Origin of the sequence: Streptomyces sp. NBC_00158, from assembly GCF_045160885.1 — a bacterium.
GTDB lineage: Bacteria > Actinomycetota > Actinomycetes > Streptomycetales > Streptomycetaceae > Streptomyces.
Window position 1 is genome coordinate 2,241,285 of the sequence record NZ_CP108161.1, and the last position, 16,471, is coordinate 2,257,755.

Here is a 16,471-nt window from a genome sequence, read left to right on the forward strand (position 1 = left end):
GGCGGGACATGGAACAGACACACACCACCCACAGCGTCGCCGCGGCCACACCAGGTGCGCAGCGGCGCGTGCTCGTGGTCGAGGACGACCGCACGATCGCCGACGCCATCGCGGCCCGGCTGCGGGCCGAGGGCTTCCAGGTGCAGACGGCGTACGACGGTCCGGCCGCCGTCGCCGCCGCGGAGAGCTGGCAGCCCGAGCTGCTGGTGCTGGACGTCATGCTGCCCGGCTTCGACGGGCTGGAGGTCTGCCGCCGGGTCCAGGCACAGCGGCCGGTCCCGGTGCTGATGCTGACGGCGCGGGACGACGAGACCGACATGCTGGTCGGTCTCGGGGTCGGGGCCGACGACTACATGACGAAGCCGTTCTCGATGCGCGAGCTGGCCGCGCGGGTGCACGTGCTGCTGCGCCGGGTGGAGCGGGCGACGCTGGCCGCGACGGCTCCGCGCGGGGCGACGCTGCGTCTGGGCGACCTGGAGATCGACCACGCGCAGCGCAGGGTGCGGGTGCAGGCGGAGGACGTGCACCTGACGCCGACGGAGTTCGACCTGCTGGTGTGCCTGGCGGGGACGCCGCGTGCGGTGCTCTCGCGGGAGCAGTTGCTGGCGGAGGTGTGGGACTGGGCCGACGCGTCGGGGACCCGTACGGTCGACAGCCACATCAAGGCGCTGCGGCGGAAGATCGGCGCGGACCGGATCCGTACGGTCCATGGCGTCGGGTACGCCCTGGAGACCCCGGCGCAGGCGTGAGCGGGCCGCCGCGGGGGCCGGGTCTGCGGCCCTATTCGCCGTTCTCGATCAAGACGAAGCTGGGTGTGCTCGTCGTGGTCTCGGTGTTCATCACGACGGGGCTGCTGATGGTGGCCCTCCGTACGGCGACGGAGCTGCGGTTCATCACGGTCTTCTCGGTGATCGCCTCGATGCTGATCACGCAGTTCGTGGCGCACGGTCTGACGGCGCCGCTGGACGAGATGACGAAGGTGGCGCGGGCGGTCTCGCACGGGGACTACACGCGCCGGGTGAGCGGTGCGGGGCGGCGTGACGAGCTGGGTGATCTGGCGTCCACGATCAACCGGATGGCCGACGATCTGGAGGCCGAGGACAGGCACCGTCGAGAGCTGGTCGCGAACGTCTCGCACGAGCTCCGCACTCCGATCGCGGCGTTGCGGGCGGTGCTGGAGAACGTGGTGGACGGGGTCTCGGAGGCCGATCCGGAGACGATGCGGACGATGCTGAAGCAGGCCGAGCGGCTGGGCCGGCTGGTGGACACCCTGCTGGACCTGTCGCGGGTGGACAACGGTGTGGTGCCGTTGAAGGCGCGCCGGTTCGAGGTGTGGCCGTATCTGTCGGGGGTGCTGAAGGAGTCGGGGCTGGCGGCTGCCGGACGGCCAGGGCTGACTTCCGGTTCGGGTGGGCACACCCGCAATGACGTGCACCTTCATCTGGATGTGCACCCTCCGGAACTGACCGCGTACGCGGACGCGGAGCGGCTGCACCAGGTGGTGGCGAACCTGATCGACAACGCGGTGAAGCACAGTCCCGCGCACGGCCGGGTCACGGTCCGGGCCCGCGCCGGGGAGGCGCCGGGGAGCCTGGCGCTGGAGGTCGTGGACGAGGGGCCGGGGATTCCGGAGGCGGAGCGGCACCGGGTTTTCGAGCGGTTCAACCGGGGTTCGGCCGGCGGCGGGGATTCGAGCGGGGACGGGGGCACCGGGCTCGGGCTGGCCATCGCCCGCTGGGCGGTCGGGCTGCACGGGGGGCACATCGGCGTGGCCGAATCGTCACGGGGTTGCCGAATCCTTGTCACCCTTCCGGGCAGCTCACAGGTGTCGTCTTGACGTAGGGTTCGAGTGGGAAGGACATGATCTCGGCCACACGTGCCCGGGGTCGTCAGGGGTGCGAGGCCTAGGGGGTCGCAACCTGGCTGACCCCTACCCGAACCACGCTTGTTTCCCGCCATTCCGATGGGTGAAACCCGCCGTTCGGTGTGACCTGCACGACGGAAGTCCCGCCCGGCCTGCATCACACGCCCTGGGAGGCGTAGCCTTTATCCCCGCTGTCCATACCTTGTGAAGCGGAAGAGGGCGGTTGCCGCCGTGTCGCCACAGTCCCCCAGTAACCCGAGCACCACGACCGACGCAGCAGAGGGCGGGAAGAACCCCGCCTCAGGCTTCGGCGCGAATGAGTGGCTCGTCGACGAGATCTATCAGCAGTACCTCCAGGACCCGAGTTCGGTCGACCGGGCCTGGTGGGACTTCTTCGCCGACTACAAGCCGGGGGGCGCTGCCGCCCCGGTGAAGGCGGCCGAACCCATCAAGACCCCGACGACGGACGGCGCCTCCGCACAGGCCGCCACCGCCACCGCCGGGGTTCCTCAGGCCGTCGACGCCGCCACGGGGGCGGCGCCTGCCGCGCCCGCAGCCGCGCCCACACCTGTGTCAGCTCCTGCCCCTGCTCCTGCCACCCCCTCTGGTGCCCCTGCTGTGACTGTCACCTCCCAGGCCCCGGCCGCCGCACCGGCCGCGCCCGCCCCTCAGGCCCAGGCTCCGGCCGCCGCCGCCACCCCGGCCCAGAAGGCCGCGCCCGCCACCGAGGCCCCCGCCGGCCCCGAGCTGGTGACGCTCCGCGGCCCCGCCGCCGCCGTGGCCAAGAACATGAACGCCTCCCTCGACGTCCCGACGGCCACGTCCGTCCGCGCCGTCCCGGTGAAGCTGCTGTTCGACAACCGCATCGTCATCAACAACCACCTCAAGCGCGCCCGCGGTGGGAAGATCTCCTTCACCCACCTCATCGGCTACGCGATGGTGCAGGCCATCAAGGCCATGCCGTCCATGAACCACTCCTTCGCGGAGAAGGACGGCAAGCCGACCCTGGTCAAGCCGGAGCACGTGAACTTCGGCCTCGCGATCGACCTCGTGAAGCCCAACGGCGACCGCCAGCTCGTCGTCGCCGGCATCAAGAAGGCCGAGACCCTCAACTTCTTCGAGTTCTGGCAGGCCTACGAGGACATCGTGCGCCGCGCCCGCGTCGGCAAGCTGACGATGGACGACTTCACCGGCGTCACCGTCTCGCTGACCAACCCCGGCGGCCTGGGCACCGTCCACTCCGTGCCCCGCCTGATGCCCGGACAGTCGGTCATCATGGGCGTCGGCTCCATGGACTACCCCGCCGAGTTCCAGGGCACCTCGCAGGACACCCTGAACAAGCTGGGCATCTCCAAGGTCATGACCCTGACCTCGACCTACGACCACCGGGTCATCCAGGGCGCGGCCTCCGGCGAGTTCCTGCGCATCGTCGCGAACCTGCTCCTCGGCGAGGGCAACTTCTACGACGACGTCTTCGAGTCGCTGCGGATCCCGTACGAGCCGGTCCGCTGGAACCGTGACATCGACGCCTCGCACGACGACGACGTCACGAAGGCCGCCCGCGTCTTCGAGCTGATCCACTCCTACCGGGTCCGCGGCCACGTCATGGCCGACACCGACCCGCTGGAGTACAAGCAGCGCAAGCACCCCGACCTCGACATCACCGAGCACGGCCTCACCCTGTGGGACCTGGAGCGCGAGTTCGCGGTCGGCGGCTTCTCCGGCAAGTCGATGATGAAGCTCCGCGACATCCTCGGCGTGCTGCGCGACTCGTACTGCCGCACCACCGGCGTCGAGTTCATGCACATCCAGGACCCGAAGCAGCGCCGCTGGATCCAGGACCGCATCGAGCGCCCGCACACCAAGCCGGAGCGCGAGGAGCAGCTGCGCATCCTGCGCCGCCTGAACGCCGCCGAGGCCTTCGAGACCTTCCTGCAGACGAAGTACGTCGGCCAGAAGCGCTTCTCCCTGGAGGGCGGCGAGTCCGTCATCCCGCTGCTCGACGCCGTCATCGACTCGGCCGCCGAGGCCCGCCTCGAAGAGGTCGTCATCGGCATGGCCCACCGCGGCCGCCTGAACGTCCTGGCGAACATCGTCGGCAAGTCGTACGCGCAGATCTTCCGCGAGTTCGAGGGCAACCTCGACCCGAAGTCCATGCACGGCTCCGGCGACGTCAAGTACCACCTGGGCGCCGAGGGCACCTTCACCGGCCTGGACGGCGAGCAGATCAAGGTCTCGCTCGTCGCGAACCCCTCCCACCTGGAGGCGGTGGACCCGGTCCTGGAGGGTGTCGCCCGCGCCAAGCAGGACGTCATCAACAAGGGCGGCACGGACTTCACCGTCCTGCCGCTGGCCCTGCACGGCGACGCGGCCTTCGCCGGCCAGGGTGTGGTCGCCGAGACGCTGAACATGTCGCAGCTGCGCGGCTACCGCACCGGCGGAACCGTCCACGTCGTGATCAACAACCAGGTCGGCTTCACCGCCGCCCCGGAGTCCTCGCGTTCCTCGATGTACGCGACCGACGTGGCCCGCATGATCGAGGCGCCGATCTTCCACGTGAACGGCGACGACCCGGAAGCGGTCGTGCGCGTTGCCCGTCTGGCCTTCGAGTTCCGCCAGGCGTTCAACAAGGACGTGGTCATCGACCTCATCTGCTACCGCCGCCGCGGCCACAACGAGTCGGACAACCCGGCGTTCACGCAGCCGCTGATGTACGACCTGATCGACAAGAAGCGCTCGGTGCGCAAGCTGTACACCGAGTCCCTCATCGGTCGCGGTGACATCACCCTGGAAGAGGCCGAGCAGGCGCTCCAGGACTTCCAGGGCCAGCTGGAGAAGGTCTTCGCGGAGGTCCGCGAGGCCGCCACGCAGCCCGCGGTCGCCGCGCCGGTCCCGGCCCCGCAGGCCGACTTCCCTGTCGCCGTGAACACGGCGATCTCCCAGGACGTCGTCAAGCGGATCGCCGAGTCCCAGGTCAACATCCCCGAGGGCGTCACCGTCCACCCGCGTCTGCTGCCGCAGCTGCAGCGCCGCGCGGCGATGATCGACGACGGCACCATCGACTGGGGCATGGGCGAGACCCTGGCCTTCGGTTCGCTGCTGATGGAGGGCACCCCGGTCCGGCTGTCCGGCCAGGACTCCCGCCGCGGCACGTTCGGCCAGCGCCACGCGGTCCTCATCGACCGGGAGACCGGCGAGGACTACACCCCGCTGCTGTACCTGTCGGACGACCAGGCCCGCTACAACGTCTACGACTCGCTGCTCTCCGAGTACGCGGCCATGGGCTTCGAGTACGGCTACTCGCTGGCCCGTCCGGACGCGCTGGTCCTCTGGGAGGCCCAGTTCGGTGACTTCGTCAACGGCGCGCAGACCGTCGTCGACGAGTTCATCTCCTCGGCCGAGCAGAAGTGGGGCCAGACCTCCGGCGTCACGCTGCTGCTGCCGCACGGCTACGAGGGCCAGGGCCCGGACCACTCGTCCGCGCGTCCCGAGCGCTTCCTCCAGATGTGCGCGCAGGACAACATGACGGTCGCGATGCCGACCCTGCCGTCGAACTACTTCCACCTGCTGCGCTGGCAGGTCCACAACCCGCACCACAAGCCGCTCATCGTCTTCACCCCGAAGTCGATGCTGCGTCTGAAGGCTGCGGCGTCGAAGGCGGAGGAGTTCACGAGCGGTTCGTTCCGTCCGGTCATCGGCGACTCCACGGTGGACCCGAACGCGGTCCGCAAGGTCGTCTTCTGCGCGGGCAAGGTCTACTACGACCTGGAGGCCGAGCGGGAGAAGCGCGGCATCACGGACACCGCGATCATCCGCATCGAGCGTCTGTACCCGCTGGCGGGTGCCGAGATCCAGGCGGAGATCGCCAAGTTCCCGAACGCGGCGAAGTACATCTGGGCGCAGGAGGAGCCGGCGAACCAGGGTGCGTGGCCGTTCATCGCGCTGAACCTGATCGACCACCTCGACCTGGCGGTCGGCGCGGACATCCCGGCGGGCGAGCGCCTGCGGCGCGTCTCGCGTCCGCACGGCTCGTCTCCGGCGGTGGGCTCCGCGAAGCGCCACCAGGCGGAGCAGCAGCTGCTGATGAACGAGGTCTTCGAGGCCTAGTCGCTGACGCGACCTGCACATGACGGAAGGCCCGGCCCCCCACCTGGGGGCCGGGCCTTCCGGCTTCCCCGCCGCTGCCGGGGCTCCGCCCCGGACCCCGCGCCTCAAACGCCGGCGAGGCTGGTTACGGCTGCGGTTCGAAGTCCCAGTAGGGGCGGGTCTGTTGGCGGGCCGAGACGGTGTGGACGTGTTGGGGGCCCAGGGTGCGGGTGAGGGCCTTGAGGCCGGCGTCCTCGTGCTTCGAGGCCTCCGCGTCCTCGCGGACCGCGCGGAGGTCGGCGGCCAGGGCGATCTGGGCGCTCAGGGTCATGGGGTGGTCCGGGCCCAGGACCTGTTCGGCGGCCCGCAGGGTGTCCCGGCTCAGGTCCAGCGCGGCGTCCAGGCGGCCGGTGATGTTGCGGTGGCCGGTGGCGTTGAGGGCGCAGCCCAGGGTCCAGGGGTGGTGGTCGCCGAGGGCGCCGCGCATGCCGACCAGGGCCTGTTCCGCGAGGTTCAGGGCTTCGGTGCGTTCGCCCTGGGCGCGCAGCACGAGGGCGAGGTTGCCGACGGTGCCGATGCTGTAGGGGTGGGCGAGGCCGAGCTGGGACTGGTAGCCGCGTACGACCTCTTCGGAGATCCGGCGGGCCTCCTCGATGTCCCCGTACTCGCGCAGGTAGGTGGCGTAGTCGGAGGCGACCATCAGGGTCCAGGGGAATTCGGCGCCGAACACGCGGGTGGAGCGTTCCAGGACGCTGCGCAGCCGGGAGCCGGCGCCGGGGATGTCGCCGGTGCGGCGCAGGCACTGGCCGAGGTTGTGTTCGGCGCGCAGGGTCTGGGGGTGGTTGGCGCCGAGGACCTGGACGTGGAGCTTGAGGCCCTGTTCCTGGCGGGCGAGGGCCTCGCGGTAGCGGCCCATGAGGCGCAGGCCCATGGCGCAGCCGATGCCGGAGGAGAGGGTGGCGATGTGCCGGACGCGCAGGACGCGCTCGCGGCGGCGCAGGGTGTCGAGGTCGGTGTCGTAGGCCTCCTGGTAGCGGCCGAGGAGGCGGAGGGCGACGGCCACGTTGTTCTGGGCGCCGAGGGTGGTGGAGTCGTCCTCGCCGAGGAGTTCGCGGTAGGTGGCGAAGGCGTGTTCCAGCAGTTCGCGGGCCTCGTCGAACTTGGCGGTGCTGAGCAGGACTCCGGCGTAGGTGCTGGTGGCGCGGAGGGTTTCGAGGTCGCGGTCGCCGCGTTCGGCGAGGAGCCGGTCGGCGACGTTGCGGGCGAGGGTCTCGGCCTGCCGGAAGTGGCCGAGCATGCGCAGGGCGCCGCCGTAGTGGTAGCTGAGTTCGCGGACCTGGTCGTGGTCGTCGCCGAGCATGGCCCGCCAGACGCCGTCGGTCCGTTCGGACAGGCGCAGGCAGGTGCGGTACTCGCCGGCGAGGATCAGGTAGCGCAGGCAGTGCAGCAGGAAGTTCTGGATGCGGGGGTTGCTGCTGGTGAGGACTCCGGCGTGGTCGAGGTGGGGGACGAGTTCGGCGTAGCGGGGCCAGAGCCGGGAGTCGGTGGGGCGGCCGGGGTCGGCGGCGGCGAGGACCTGGCGGACGGCGCGGGAGAGCTGGTCGGACTCGTCCTCGGCGAGGTTCTCGCGGACGATGTTGTGGACCATGCGGTGGAGCTGGACGGTCTCCAGGCCGCCGCCCTCCTCGACGGAGAGGTCGGAGTACTCCAGGCGGACCACGGAGAACTGGACGAGCTTGTTGAGGGCGGCGTTCCAGCGGATCTGGTCGTTGAGGATCCCGGCGAGGTGTTCGGGGACGCCGTCGGCGGGGAATTCGCGCAGCAGGCGCAGCGGGACCCGGCCGGGGGCGAAGAAGACGAACAGCCGCAGCAGGGCGAGGGCGTCGGGGAAGTTCTCCCGGACGTTGTTGAGGAGTATGGCCAGCGCGGTCGGGAAGGGCAGCGGGTAGTCGTCGGAGAGGGTGACGGCCTCGTGGGAGTCGAGGCGGTGCTGGAGGAGGGTGAGGTACTCGCCGACGCCGAGCGGTGAGTCGGCGAGCCAGCCGGCGGTCTGGTCGAGGGCGAGGGGGTAGTCCTCCAGGGCGTCGGCGAGCTGGTCGGCCTCGTCGCCGGTGAGGCGGCGGGCGCGGCGGCGGATGAAGGTGACGGACTCGGGGCGGGCGTAGAGGGGGACCTCGACGAGGCTGGTGTGCCGGGCGGCCCATTCGCGGTTGCGGGAGGTGATGATGACGTCGCCGGCGCCGGAGGGCAGCAGGTCGGTGAGGTCGTCGGGGTTGTCGCAGCCGTCGAAGACCATCAGCCAGCGGTGGTACGGGGACCCGCGCCGCAGTGCCTCCAGTACGGCCCGGATCTGCTCGCCGTAGCTGCCGGCGCCGCGCGGCAGGCCGAGGGCGGGGGCGAGGTCGGCTAGGCGTTCGCGCAGGGTGGGCCGGTCTTCGGCGGGCACCCACCACACGACGTCGTACTCGGAGGCGAAGCGGTAGGCGTACTCGGTGGCGACCTGGGTCTTGCCGACGCCGGAGAGGCCGAGGAGGGTGACGGTGGAGGCGCCGGGCGGGGCCTCGGTGAGGGCGGCCCGGAGCCGGCCGATGACGTCGTTGCGGCCGGTGAAGCGGGGGTTGCGGCGCGGGACGCGGCCCCAGATCTCGGGCGGGTCGTTGGGGAAGCGGGGTCCGCGGCGGCCGCTCTCGGTGCCGATGCGGTCGGTGGGGAGTTCCAGGCGGCGCAGTACGCGGTATTCGGCCTCGTAGGCGTCCAGGCCCCACAGGTCGGTCTTCTCCAGGGCGGCGACGGCGCTGGGCAGGGGGGCGTCGGTGAGGCAGACGGCGGCGAACCGGTCGGGGTGGGAGGCGGTGACGGTGCGCAGGGCGGTGTTCCACTCCTCGTCGGTGTGGGTGCCCGCCGAGAAGTAGCGCTCGCTGAGGACCACGAGGATCCGGCCGCCCGCGCGGGCCAGGTCGTCGAGGGCCTCGGTGAGCCCGCCGGGGCTGCTCTGCGGGTCCCAGCGCTGGAGGACGACGCGGTGGCCGTGTTCTTCCAGCCGGTGGGCGATCCACACCGCCCAGGGGCGGTTGAAGCCCGCGAAGCTGATGACGAAGCGCTGCGCGGGGGCGGCTCCGTCGCGGTCGTGACGCATGGCGGTACCGGTCATGCGGCCGTCTCCCTGTGGTCCGTGCGATGGACGGGGTGCGGGGCGGTGCGGAGGGGCTGGCTTGAAAGGTACCGCAGCGGACGGGGCGTCATACCCGTACGAACGGGGCGAGTTCGGGGTGGGCCTCGCACCAGGCGCGGCGTTCGCGTTCCAGGGTGCGGCGGGCTCCGGCGTGCTGGTCGCCGGGGGGCGGGGTGGCGTCCATGGCGCGTTCGGCGGCGGCCATGCCGTCGACGAACTCCCGTCCGGTGACCGTGAGTGCGGGGTGGGCGCGCAGGGCGGGGAGGACGGCGGCGACCTGGGCGCGGATCCGGGCGTGCTGGGCCCAGGCGCCGCGGGCTCCGTAGAGGGCGGCGTGCTGCCAGTAGCCGGCGAGGGCGAGGTGGGCGTAGGTGCCGTGCAGCAGCCCTTCCAGGGGGCGGGGGTCGGTGCGCCAGGGGGCCCAGTGGCGGGGGGTGCGGTCGGCGGTGTGGAGGGTGAGGACGTCGGCGAGGGCGGCGAGTTTGCCGTGCTGGACCTCGTGGACGAGGGTCGCGGCGAGGGCGGGCGGGGCCTGGGCGCGGGCCAGGACGGAGCCGGCGGCGGCGGGCAGGGTGGCGCCGGTGGAGCGGGAGCCGCCGGCGAGGGGGACCACGGAGCGCAGCAGCAGGCCGATCTCCTCGGCGCGGGCGGAGTCGTAGCGGCCGAGGAGGGTGTGGGCGCCGGACCACTGGATGTCCCAGCGCTTGTGCCCCTTGGGGGTGAGGCGGCGGGCTGGGCGGACGGCGGCCGGGCCGGTGGCGGTGCCGGGTGGCGGGACCCGGTAGGGGTCGAGGTCGTCGAGGGAGGTGCGGGCGCCGCCGGGCAGGGCGTGCAGCGGGAGGACGTCGGCGGTGTCCCAGGAGCGTTCGGTCAGGGCGAGCCGGCCGGGGCCCTGGGGGCGGATCAGGCCGAGGGTGGGCAGGACGAGGCGGCCGTTGACGGGGCGCAGGGTGGCCTTGAAGCCGATTCCGGCGCGCAGCGCGGCGGCCACGGCGAGCGCTCCGAGGTGGGCGAGGTCGGGCGGGGGGCCCTGGGGGGCGTGGAGGCGGCGGAGGGTCTCCTCGGCCCAGACTCCGGTGGCGGGGTAGTGCAGTACGTCGTGGACGGCCAGGGGGTCCTGGCGTTCGGCTTCCTCCAGGAGCGCCCAGTGTTCCGCGGTCTCGGTGCCGGGTGCGGCGTCGAGTACGGCGCGCAGCAGGAGCAGCCGCTTGGAGCGGCGTACGTCGTGCACGAGGCGGGTGCCCTCGTCGGAGGGTTCGGTGGAGGCGAGGGCGCGCAGGGTGTGGGAGCTGACGGCGAACCGGGCGAGGTCCTGCCGTCCGGTCCCGGGGGGCCCGGCCCCGTTCCGCTGGGCGGGGAGGCCGGTGTCGGTACCGGTGTCGGTGCGGTGGGTCATGAGGCGGACCGTCCGGCGGCGGTGTGGAGGGCGTGGGCGACGTGCCGGATGACGGCCTGGAGGTCGGCGCAGTACACGGACGGCTGGCGGAAGCCGTCGCCGGCCCGGTAGCGGTGCGGGTAGTGGCCGCCGCCGCACACCTCGACGAGTTCGCAGGTGCGGCAGCCGGCGGCGAGGGCGTCGCGGCCGAGCTGGCGGGCGGCGAAGCCGGGGTGTTCGAGGAGGTCGTCGAAGCTGTGGCCGTCCAGGGTCATGCCGGTCGCGGCGGCCCCTTCGTAAGCGGACTTCAGGGAGTCGGCCTGTTCGATGCTGCCGTCGGTCTCGACGACGGCGGTGGTGACGGGCGCCAGGCCCAGTGTCTCGGTGGCGGCGGGCAGGCCGAGCAGCAGGGCGATGACCTCCTCGAAGATCCGGATGCCGGTGCGCCGGGTCCGGTCGTGCCACCAGCGTTCGAAGACGGCGAGGAGCCAGTCCCCGTACGGGGTCGGGTGGCCCGGGCGGCCGGGCGGCGGGGTGCTCCAGTTGGCCAGGGGCAGCAGCAGGCCGATGCTGGGCGGGGCGAAGGCGAGCAGGGACTCGTACGTCTCCACGGGGTCCTGGGCGATGTCCACCACGCACAGCACCCCGGCGTAGCTGTCGGGGTGGCGGGCGAGGAGCCGCAGTCCGCGCGCGGCGGCGGCGAAGCCGGGCCGGCCGGTGTGGTCGACGCGGCGCCGGTTGTGGGCGGGCAGGCCGCCGTCGAGGCTGACGCCGATCCGGATCCCGGCGGCGGCGAGGGCCTTGATCCGGCCGGCGGTGAGGAGGGTGCCGTTGGTCTGGACGGCGGCGGTGACGCGGGTGCGGGGCGCGTGCCGGGCGACGGCGGCCCGTACCGCCTCGACGGGGGCGGCGAGTTCGGCGGGCGCTGCGAGGAGGGGTTCGCCGCCGTGCAGGACGAGGTCGACGCGGGGCAGTTCGTGGGCGGCGGCGTGCTCGGCGATCCGCTCGGCGGCGCGGCGGGCGGTGGCGGGGGTCATGGCGACGGGGCGGGTGCGCCAGCTGCGGTCGGCCATCTCGTAGACGTAGCAGTAGGTGCAGGCGAGGTTGCAGCGGCTGCGCGTCTTGAGGACGAACTGGCGGATGGGCTGCGGGCGGTGGCCCGCGGCGCGCAGGCCGGGGACGTCGAGCCGGGCGTACGGCCAGCGGGCGTGGCGGGCGTGACCTGCGAGGGTCCGGTGCACGGGCGGCACGGGACCGCTCGTGATCGCTTGGCTCATCGCCTGTACCTCTCCCCTGCGGACGGTCCATCCCTGCCCTCCGCGGGGGCCCGGCTAACGGCGGAAAGTGGTCAACTCCGGCGCGGGGGCGGCGGCCGTCAGGCGACGCCCGAGTCGAACGCGTTGAGGATTTCGGCCGGGTGCGTGACCCGGTCGACCAGGCCGTCGATGACCTCGGCGAGCACGGGGTGGTCGATCCCTCGCAGTGCGGCCAGGTCGATCCCGGTGAGGTCCGGCAGCCCGGGCCTCGGCCCGGGACACGGGCGGGCCGGTGGGGGTGCTTCCGCTTCCTGACGTCCGCTCAGCATGGGCTGCCCGTCCCCTTGTCGTGTGTGGTCCACTGCCTTTTCCCTGTGCCCGGCGGGGGGAAACGGTTCAGGTGCCCGCCTCCAGGGCGCTGACGCGGGCGCGGACGGCGCGGGCCGGGGCGCCGTCGGGTTCGCCCAGGCGGTGGCGGAGCTCCAGTGCGGACCGGTAGGCGTCCAGGGCGGCGCGGGGGCGGGCGAGGCGTTCCAGGACCTCCCCGCGCAGCTCCTGGACCCTGGCCGCGAGCGGCAGGGCCGCGTCGGCGCCCTCGGTGCGGTCGGCCTCCAGGGCGGCGCGCCAGGCCCGCCGGTAGGAGTCCGCCGCGCGGTCGAGGCGGTCGGCGGTGCGGGTGTGGGCGTGGATCTCCTGCTGCACGTCGCCGTGTTCCCGCCAGGCGCGGGCCCGGTCCAGGGGGCCGTGGCCCTGGCGGACGGCCAGCTCCAGCAGGTATTCGGCCTCCCGCAGGTCGACGAGGTCCCCTTCGTAGACGTGGCGCAGCCGCAGCCCGGCGGCCAGCCGGCGCAGCCGGTACGCGGCCCCGGGGTCGGACTGGGGGACGGCGGCGCGGCTCTCGCGCAGCACCCGCACGGCGGTGGACGCGAAGCCGCGCCCGTCGGCGGCGCGGGCCCGGTCCAGGAGTACGTCGCCCCACTCGGGCAGCAGTTCCCCGAAGGCCTCGCCGTCCCGGGGGATCAGCCGCCGGGCCCGGCCGTAGGCCTCGGCCGCCGCCTCCAGGGCGGCCGGGTCGGCGTCGCGCGCGTACCGGGCGCGGTGCACGCGGGCCAGGCACAGCAGGGCGGCCAGCCGCAGCCCGGAGTCCCCGGCCGCCTCCTCCAGGGCCGGTGCCAGTTGCGCGACGGCCTCCTCCAGCCGGGCGGGCAGGTACCGCAGCGCCGCGCCCAGCTCGACGCGGATCCGCGCGGTGAGTCCGGGGCCGGGGTCGTCGGCGGGGTCCTGGGCCGGGGCGAGGAGGGCCGCGGTCAGGGTGCCGGCCGCCCCCTCGGCCAGGGCGGTGCGTTCCGCCGGGTCCGGGGTGCGCGAGAGGAGGGCCACCAGGACGCGGCCCAGGGTCAGGAGGAGCTCCGGGTCCGGGGCCGCCGCCCCCTCCGCGGCGGCGAGCGGCCCCAGGGCGGCCCGTGCCTCGTGCAGCGGCCCCTCCTCGTCGCGCAGCGCGGCCAGCCGGAGCAGGGTCCGGCCGCGCAGTACGGCGCAGTCCCGCTGGAGGGCGGGGTCGGCGGCCGCGGCGGCGAACTCCCGGTCGGCGGCGGCCAGCAGCTCGGGGGCCGCGCCCGCCGCGACGGCCCGCTCGTACAGCACCCGGCCCAGCGCGGCCCGGCCGGCGGCGGTGCGCAGCCCGGTGGCGGCCCGTTCGGCCTCGTCGAGGTGTTCGGGGTCGCGCTGGACGGCCCACAGCCGCAGCAGTACCGCGGCGAGTTCGGTCTCGGCCTCCTCCGGGGGGTCGTCCGGGCCTGGCGGGACGGCCACGGCCCGGCGCAGCAGTGCGGCGGACTCGTACAGGGGCCGCGCGTCGGCGTCGGGCGGGCCGGCCGCGAGCCGGTCCCGGGCGGCGCGGACGGCCCAGGCGCGGCCCGGCGGCGGTTCGGTGACCGGGACCGGGACGGGCGGTGCGGGGGGTTGCGGGTCCTCCTCGGGCGGGCCCGGCAGGTAGCGGCGTACGACCTTCGCGGAGACCTGCGCGAAGGCCTGCGGGAGCTGTCCGGGCGGCACCCGGCCGCCGTCCCACCCGGCGTCGGGGCCGGGCGCCGGGGCGGTGTCCGGGTCGGGGGCGGGTTCCCCGGTGAGCTGGGCGACGGCCAGTGCGGGGAAGTTGCGCACGCCCCGCCCGAAGTGGGCCAGTACGTACTCGGAGCAGTGCTTGAGCACCAGTGCGGCTTCGTCCCGGCCGAGCGGCCCGAGCAGCACCTCCTGCACGCCGGGCACGAACTCGTACCACTGTCCGGCGGGTTCGCCGCTGCGCCGCAGCAGTCCGCCGAGCAGGACCTCGGCCAGGTCGGAGGGTTCGGAGTCGGGCAGCATCGTGCGCTGCACCAGCCGCATCACGGGCAGGGTCAGCGGTGCCGCGGCCAGGTACACGGCGAGCTGGACGGCGCCGGGTGCGGCGGAGGAGCGGAACCGGCGGACGAGTTCGCGCGGGGGACGGGCGGTGGGCGGGAGCGGTACGGGGGCGGCGGGGTGGCGGGCGAGGACGCGGCCGACCTCGGCGGGGACGGGCCCGGTGCCGAGTCCGGCGACGAGCCGGGCCCACGCGCCGAGGGCGATGGCGTTGGGCGGCAGCACGGGCACGGTGAGGCCGCCGGTGGGCCGGCCGGGCCGGGGCGGGCGTTCGGGCCGGAACCGCAGCCCGGTCCCGCCGGCCGCTCCCCCTCCCCCTCCCCCTCCTCCGCCTCCGCGGGCCCGTTCGAGCAGTCCGCGTTCGGTCGGCAGCCAGGTGCGGGCCCACAGCCGCTGCGGCAGGGGCTGTACGACGGCGCAGGGCGCGCACTCGGCCCAGCGGTGCAGCAGCCGCTGCGCCCGGCCCTCCCGCCACAGCGGGCCGGCGCAGTCGGAGACGACGATGGTCAGGGCCCGGCCGGTGGGGTCGCGGAGCTGGTCGCCGGAGCGCAGTCCGGGGCCGGGTGCGGGTCCGCGGCCGACGGCGGCGGTGCCGTCGGGAAGCCGGTGCAGGTGGTGGGCCTGGACGTCGCGGAAGGCGCCGAGGCGTTCGCACACGGAGCGGAGTTCCTCGAACATCTCCCGCCAGACGGCCATGGAGGGCGAGGCGTCCATGACCAGCCGTACGGTCGCCTCGCGGCGGCTCTCCGGCCGGAACACGGGGATGACCAGTCCGAGGGCCCGGGCGCTGGCCTCGGCGGTGGCGGCCTCGTCGAGGACGGTACGGGTGGGGCGGCCGGGGGGCCGGTGCCGCTGGAGGGCGCGCAGGGCCCGCTGGATCTCCAGGATCCGGGGCAGTGCCGCCGCCCCGGGCACGCGTACGGGGACCCCGCCGGCGACGGGGATCTCGGCGGCGGCCCCGGTGTCGGGGGCGGCGGGTTCCCCGGCGGGGTAGAGGCTGACCGGGTCCTCGGGGTCGGGTTCCTCCGGCGTCGGCTCGGGGGGCGGTCCGGCGGTGTCGGCGGGTCCGGGCGGGCCGTCCGCCCCGTCGGGCTCGGCGGGGCCGGGCTCCGGGCCGGTGCCGGCGGGCCGGGCCGCCGCGCTGCCGGCCCTGGCGGCCAGCCAGAGCGCGTCGGCGAGTTCCTCGGCGGACGGGTCGAGCCCGGCGGCGCGCAGCAGCCCGGCGAGGGCGCGGATGTCCGCGGCCGCGGCCCCGTCGGGGTGTGCGGGTTCCTGGGGCACCGGGGCTCACCTCGGGCGGTCGAGGCGCTGGATGAGCAGGTCGGCGAGGTCGTCCCGGCTGGGCGGGGCGGCGTAGTGGGTGAGGTAGATGGCGTTGAGGAGCTGGTCGGCGGCGACCAGTTCGGAGCGGGAGCGGGTGAGGAACTCGCGGATGAGGTCGGCGCCGAGCTGGGCGGCCTCCTCGCCGAGGTGGGCGCGGACCATGGTGGCGAGGCGTTTCTCGCCGGGCTGGCCGAGCTTGAGCTGGATGCAGCGGCGCAGCAGGGCGGCGGGGAAGTCCCGTTCGCCGTTGCTGGTGAGGATGATGAAGGGGAAGGCGCGGCAGCGGACGCGGCCGTCGCGGACGGTGACCTTGGCCCCGTCGTCGGTGAGGACCTGGACCTCGGGTTCGGAGTCGGCGACGCGTTCGAGTTCGGGGAGGGTGAACTCGCCTTCCTCCAGGACGTTCAGCAGGTCGTTGGGGAGGTCTATGTCGCTCTTGTCGAGCTCGTCGACGAGGAGGACGCGGGGGCGTTCGGTGGGCAGCAGCGCGGTGCCGAGGGGGCCGAGCCGGATGTACCGGCCGATGCCGGGCGGCGGGCCGGCGGATCCTCCGGCGCCGGCTCCGGCGGCGATCTGTACGTCCTGGAGGCGGGCGAGGGCGTCGTAGCGGTAGAGGCCCTCCTGGAGGACGGTCCGCGAGACGACGGGCCAGCGCAGCACGCGGCCGAGTTTCAGTTCGTGGGCTACGGCGTGGGCGAGGGTGGACTTGCCGGTGCCGGGGTAGCCGGTGACGAGGAGGGGCCGGCGCAGGTAGAGGGCGGCGTTGACGGCCTCCAGTTCCTCCGGTTCGGGCCGGTGGAGCTCGGCGGCCTGCCGGTGGGCGCCGAGGCGGCGGGCCACGTTCCCGTCGGCGGCCGCGGCGGGGCCGCCCGGTTCGACGGCGGGGCCGCCGTCGAAGTCCCGCCAGGGCGGCGGTTCGGGCAGGGCCTCGATCCCGTCGTGGGGTTCGCCCACGCCCCGGTAGATGAGCCATTCCTCGTTCACTCCCGCTCCCT

Annotated in this window: 9 protein-coding genes; 3 read left to right on the forward strand and 6 right to left on the reverse strand. The window is 74.0% G+C overall.

Annotated features, from left to right (window positions below):
• Nucleotides 1-8 precede the first annotated feature (8 nt).
• The 3 genes from OG553_RS09905 to OG553_RS09915 all read left to right on the forward strand — a co-directional run bounded on the left by OG553_RS09905 (nucleotide 9) and on the right by OG553_RS09915 (nucleotide 5,971).
• Nucleotides 9-749, forward strand: a complete 741-nt coding sequence (locus OG553_RS09905) for a response regulator transcription factor (RefSeq protein WP_401250222.1) — start codon at nucleotides 9-11, stop codon at nucleotides 747-749.
• On the forward strand, nucleotides 746-1,837 hold the full coding sequence (locus OG553_RS09910) for an ATP-binding protein (protein WP_405978624.1): 1,092 nt from the start codon (nucleotides 746-748) through the stop codon (nucleotides 1,835-1,837). The genes OG553_RS09905 and OG553_RS09910 overlap by 4 nt, the downstream gene beginning before the upstream one ends.
• 258 nt (nucleotides 1,838-2,095) lie before the next feature.
• Nucleotides 2,096-5,971 (forward strand): multifunctional oxoglutarate decarboxylase/oxoglutarate dehydrogenase thiamine pyrophosphate-binding subunit/dihydrolipoyllysine-residue succinyltransferase subunit, encoded by a 3,876-nt coding sequence (locus tag OG553_RS09915; RefSeq protein WP_405978625.1) that lies wholly within the window; start codon nucleotides 2,096-2,098, stop codon nucleotides 5,969-5,971.
• A gap of 124 nt (nucleotides 5,972-6,095) precedes the next feature.
• Here OG553_RS09915 and fxsT read toward each other — a convergent pair whose 3' ends face one another.
• The 6 genes from fxsT to OG553_RS09945 all read right to left on the reverse strand — a co-directional run bounded on the left by fxsT (nucleotide 6,096) and on the right by OG553_RS09945 (nucleotide 16,460).
• Nucleotides 6,096-9,101 (reverse strand): FxSxx-COOH system tetratricopeptide repeat protein, encoded by a 3,006-nt coding sequence (gene fxsT, locus OG553_RS09920; protein WP_405978626.1) that lies wholly within the window; start codon nucleotides 9,099-9,101, stop codon nucleotides 6,096-6,098.
• Nucleotides 9,102-9,189: 88 nt separating this feature from the next.
• Entirely contained in the window at nucleotides 9,190-10,518 is a 1,329-nt protein-coding gene (locus tag OG553_RS09925; RefSeq protein ID WP_405978627.1) for an HEXXH motif domain-containing protein, read from the reverse strand.
• Nucleotides 10,515-11,774, reverse strand: a complete 1,260-nt coding sequence (locus OG553_RS09930; protein WP_405978628.1) for an FxsB family cyclophane-forming radical SAM/SPASM peptide maturase — start codon at nucleotides 11,772-11,774, stop codon at nucleotides 10,515-10,517. Before OG553_RS09930 ends, OG553_RS09925 begins: the two co-directional genes overlap by 4 nt.
• A gap of 98 nt (nucleotides 11,775-11,872) precedes the next feature.
• On the reverse strand, nucleotides 11,873-12,082 hold the full coding sequence (gene fxsA, locus OG553_RS09935; RefSeq protein WP_405978629.1) for an FxSxx-COOH cyclophane-containing RiPP peptide: 210 nt from the start codon (nucleotides 12,080-12,082) through the stop codon (nucleotides 11,873-11,875).
• A 67-nt stretch (nucleotides 12,083-12,149) separates the two neighbouring features.
• Nucleotides 12,150-15,434 (reverse strand): SAV_2336 N-terminal domain-related protein, encoded by a 3,285-nt coding sequence (locus OG553_RS09940; RefSeq protein WP_405978630.1) that lies wholly within the window; start codon nucleotides 15,432-15,434, stop codon nucleotides 12,150-12,152.
• A gap of 6 nt (nucleotides 15,435-15,440) precedes the next feature.
• On the reverse strand, nucleotides 15,441-16,460 hold the full coding sequence (locus tag OG553_RS09945) for an AAA family ATPase (RefSeq protein ID WP_405978631.1): 1,020 nt from the start codon (nucleotides 16,458-16,460) through the stop codon (nucleotides 15,441-15,443).
• Between the last annotated feature and the right edge of the window lie 11 nt (nucleotides 16,461-16,471).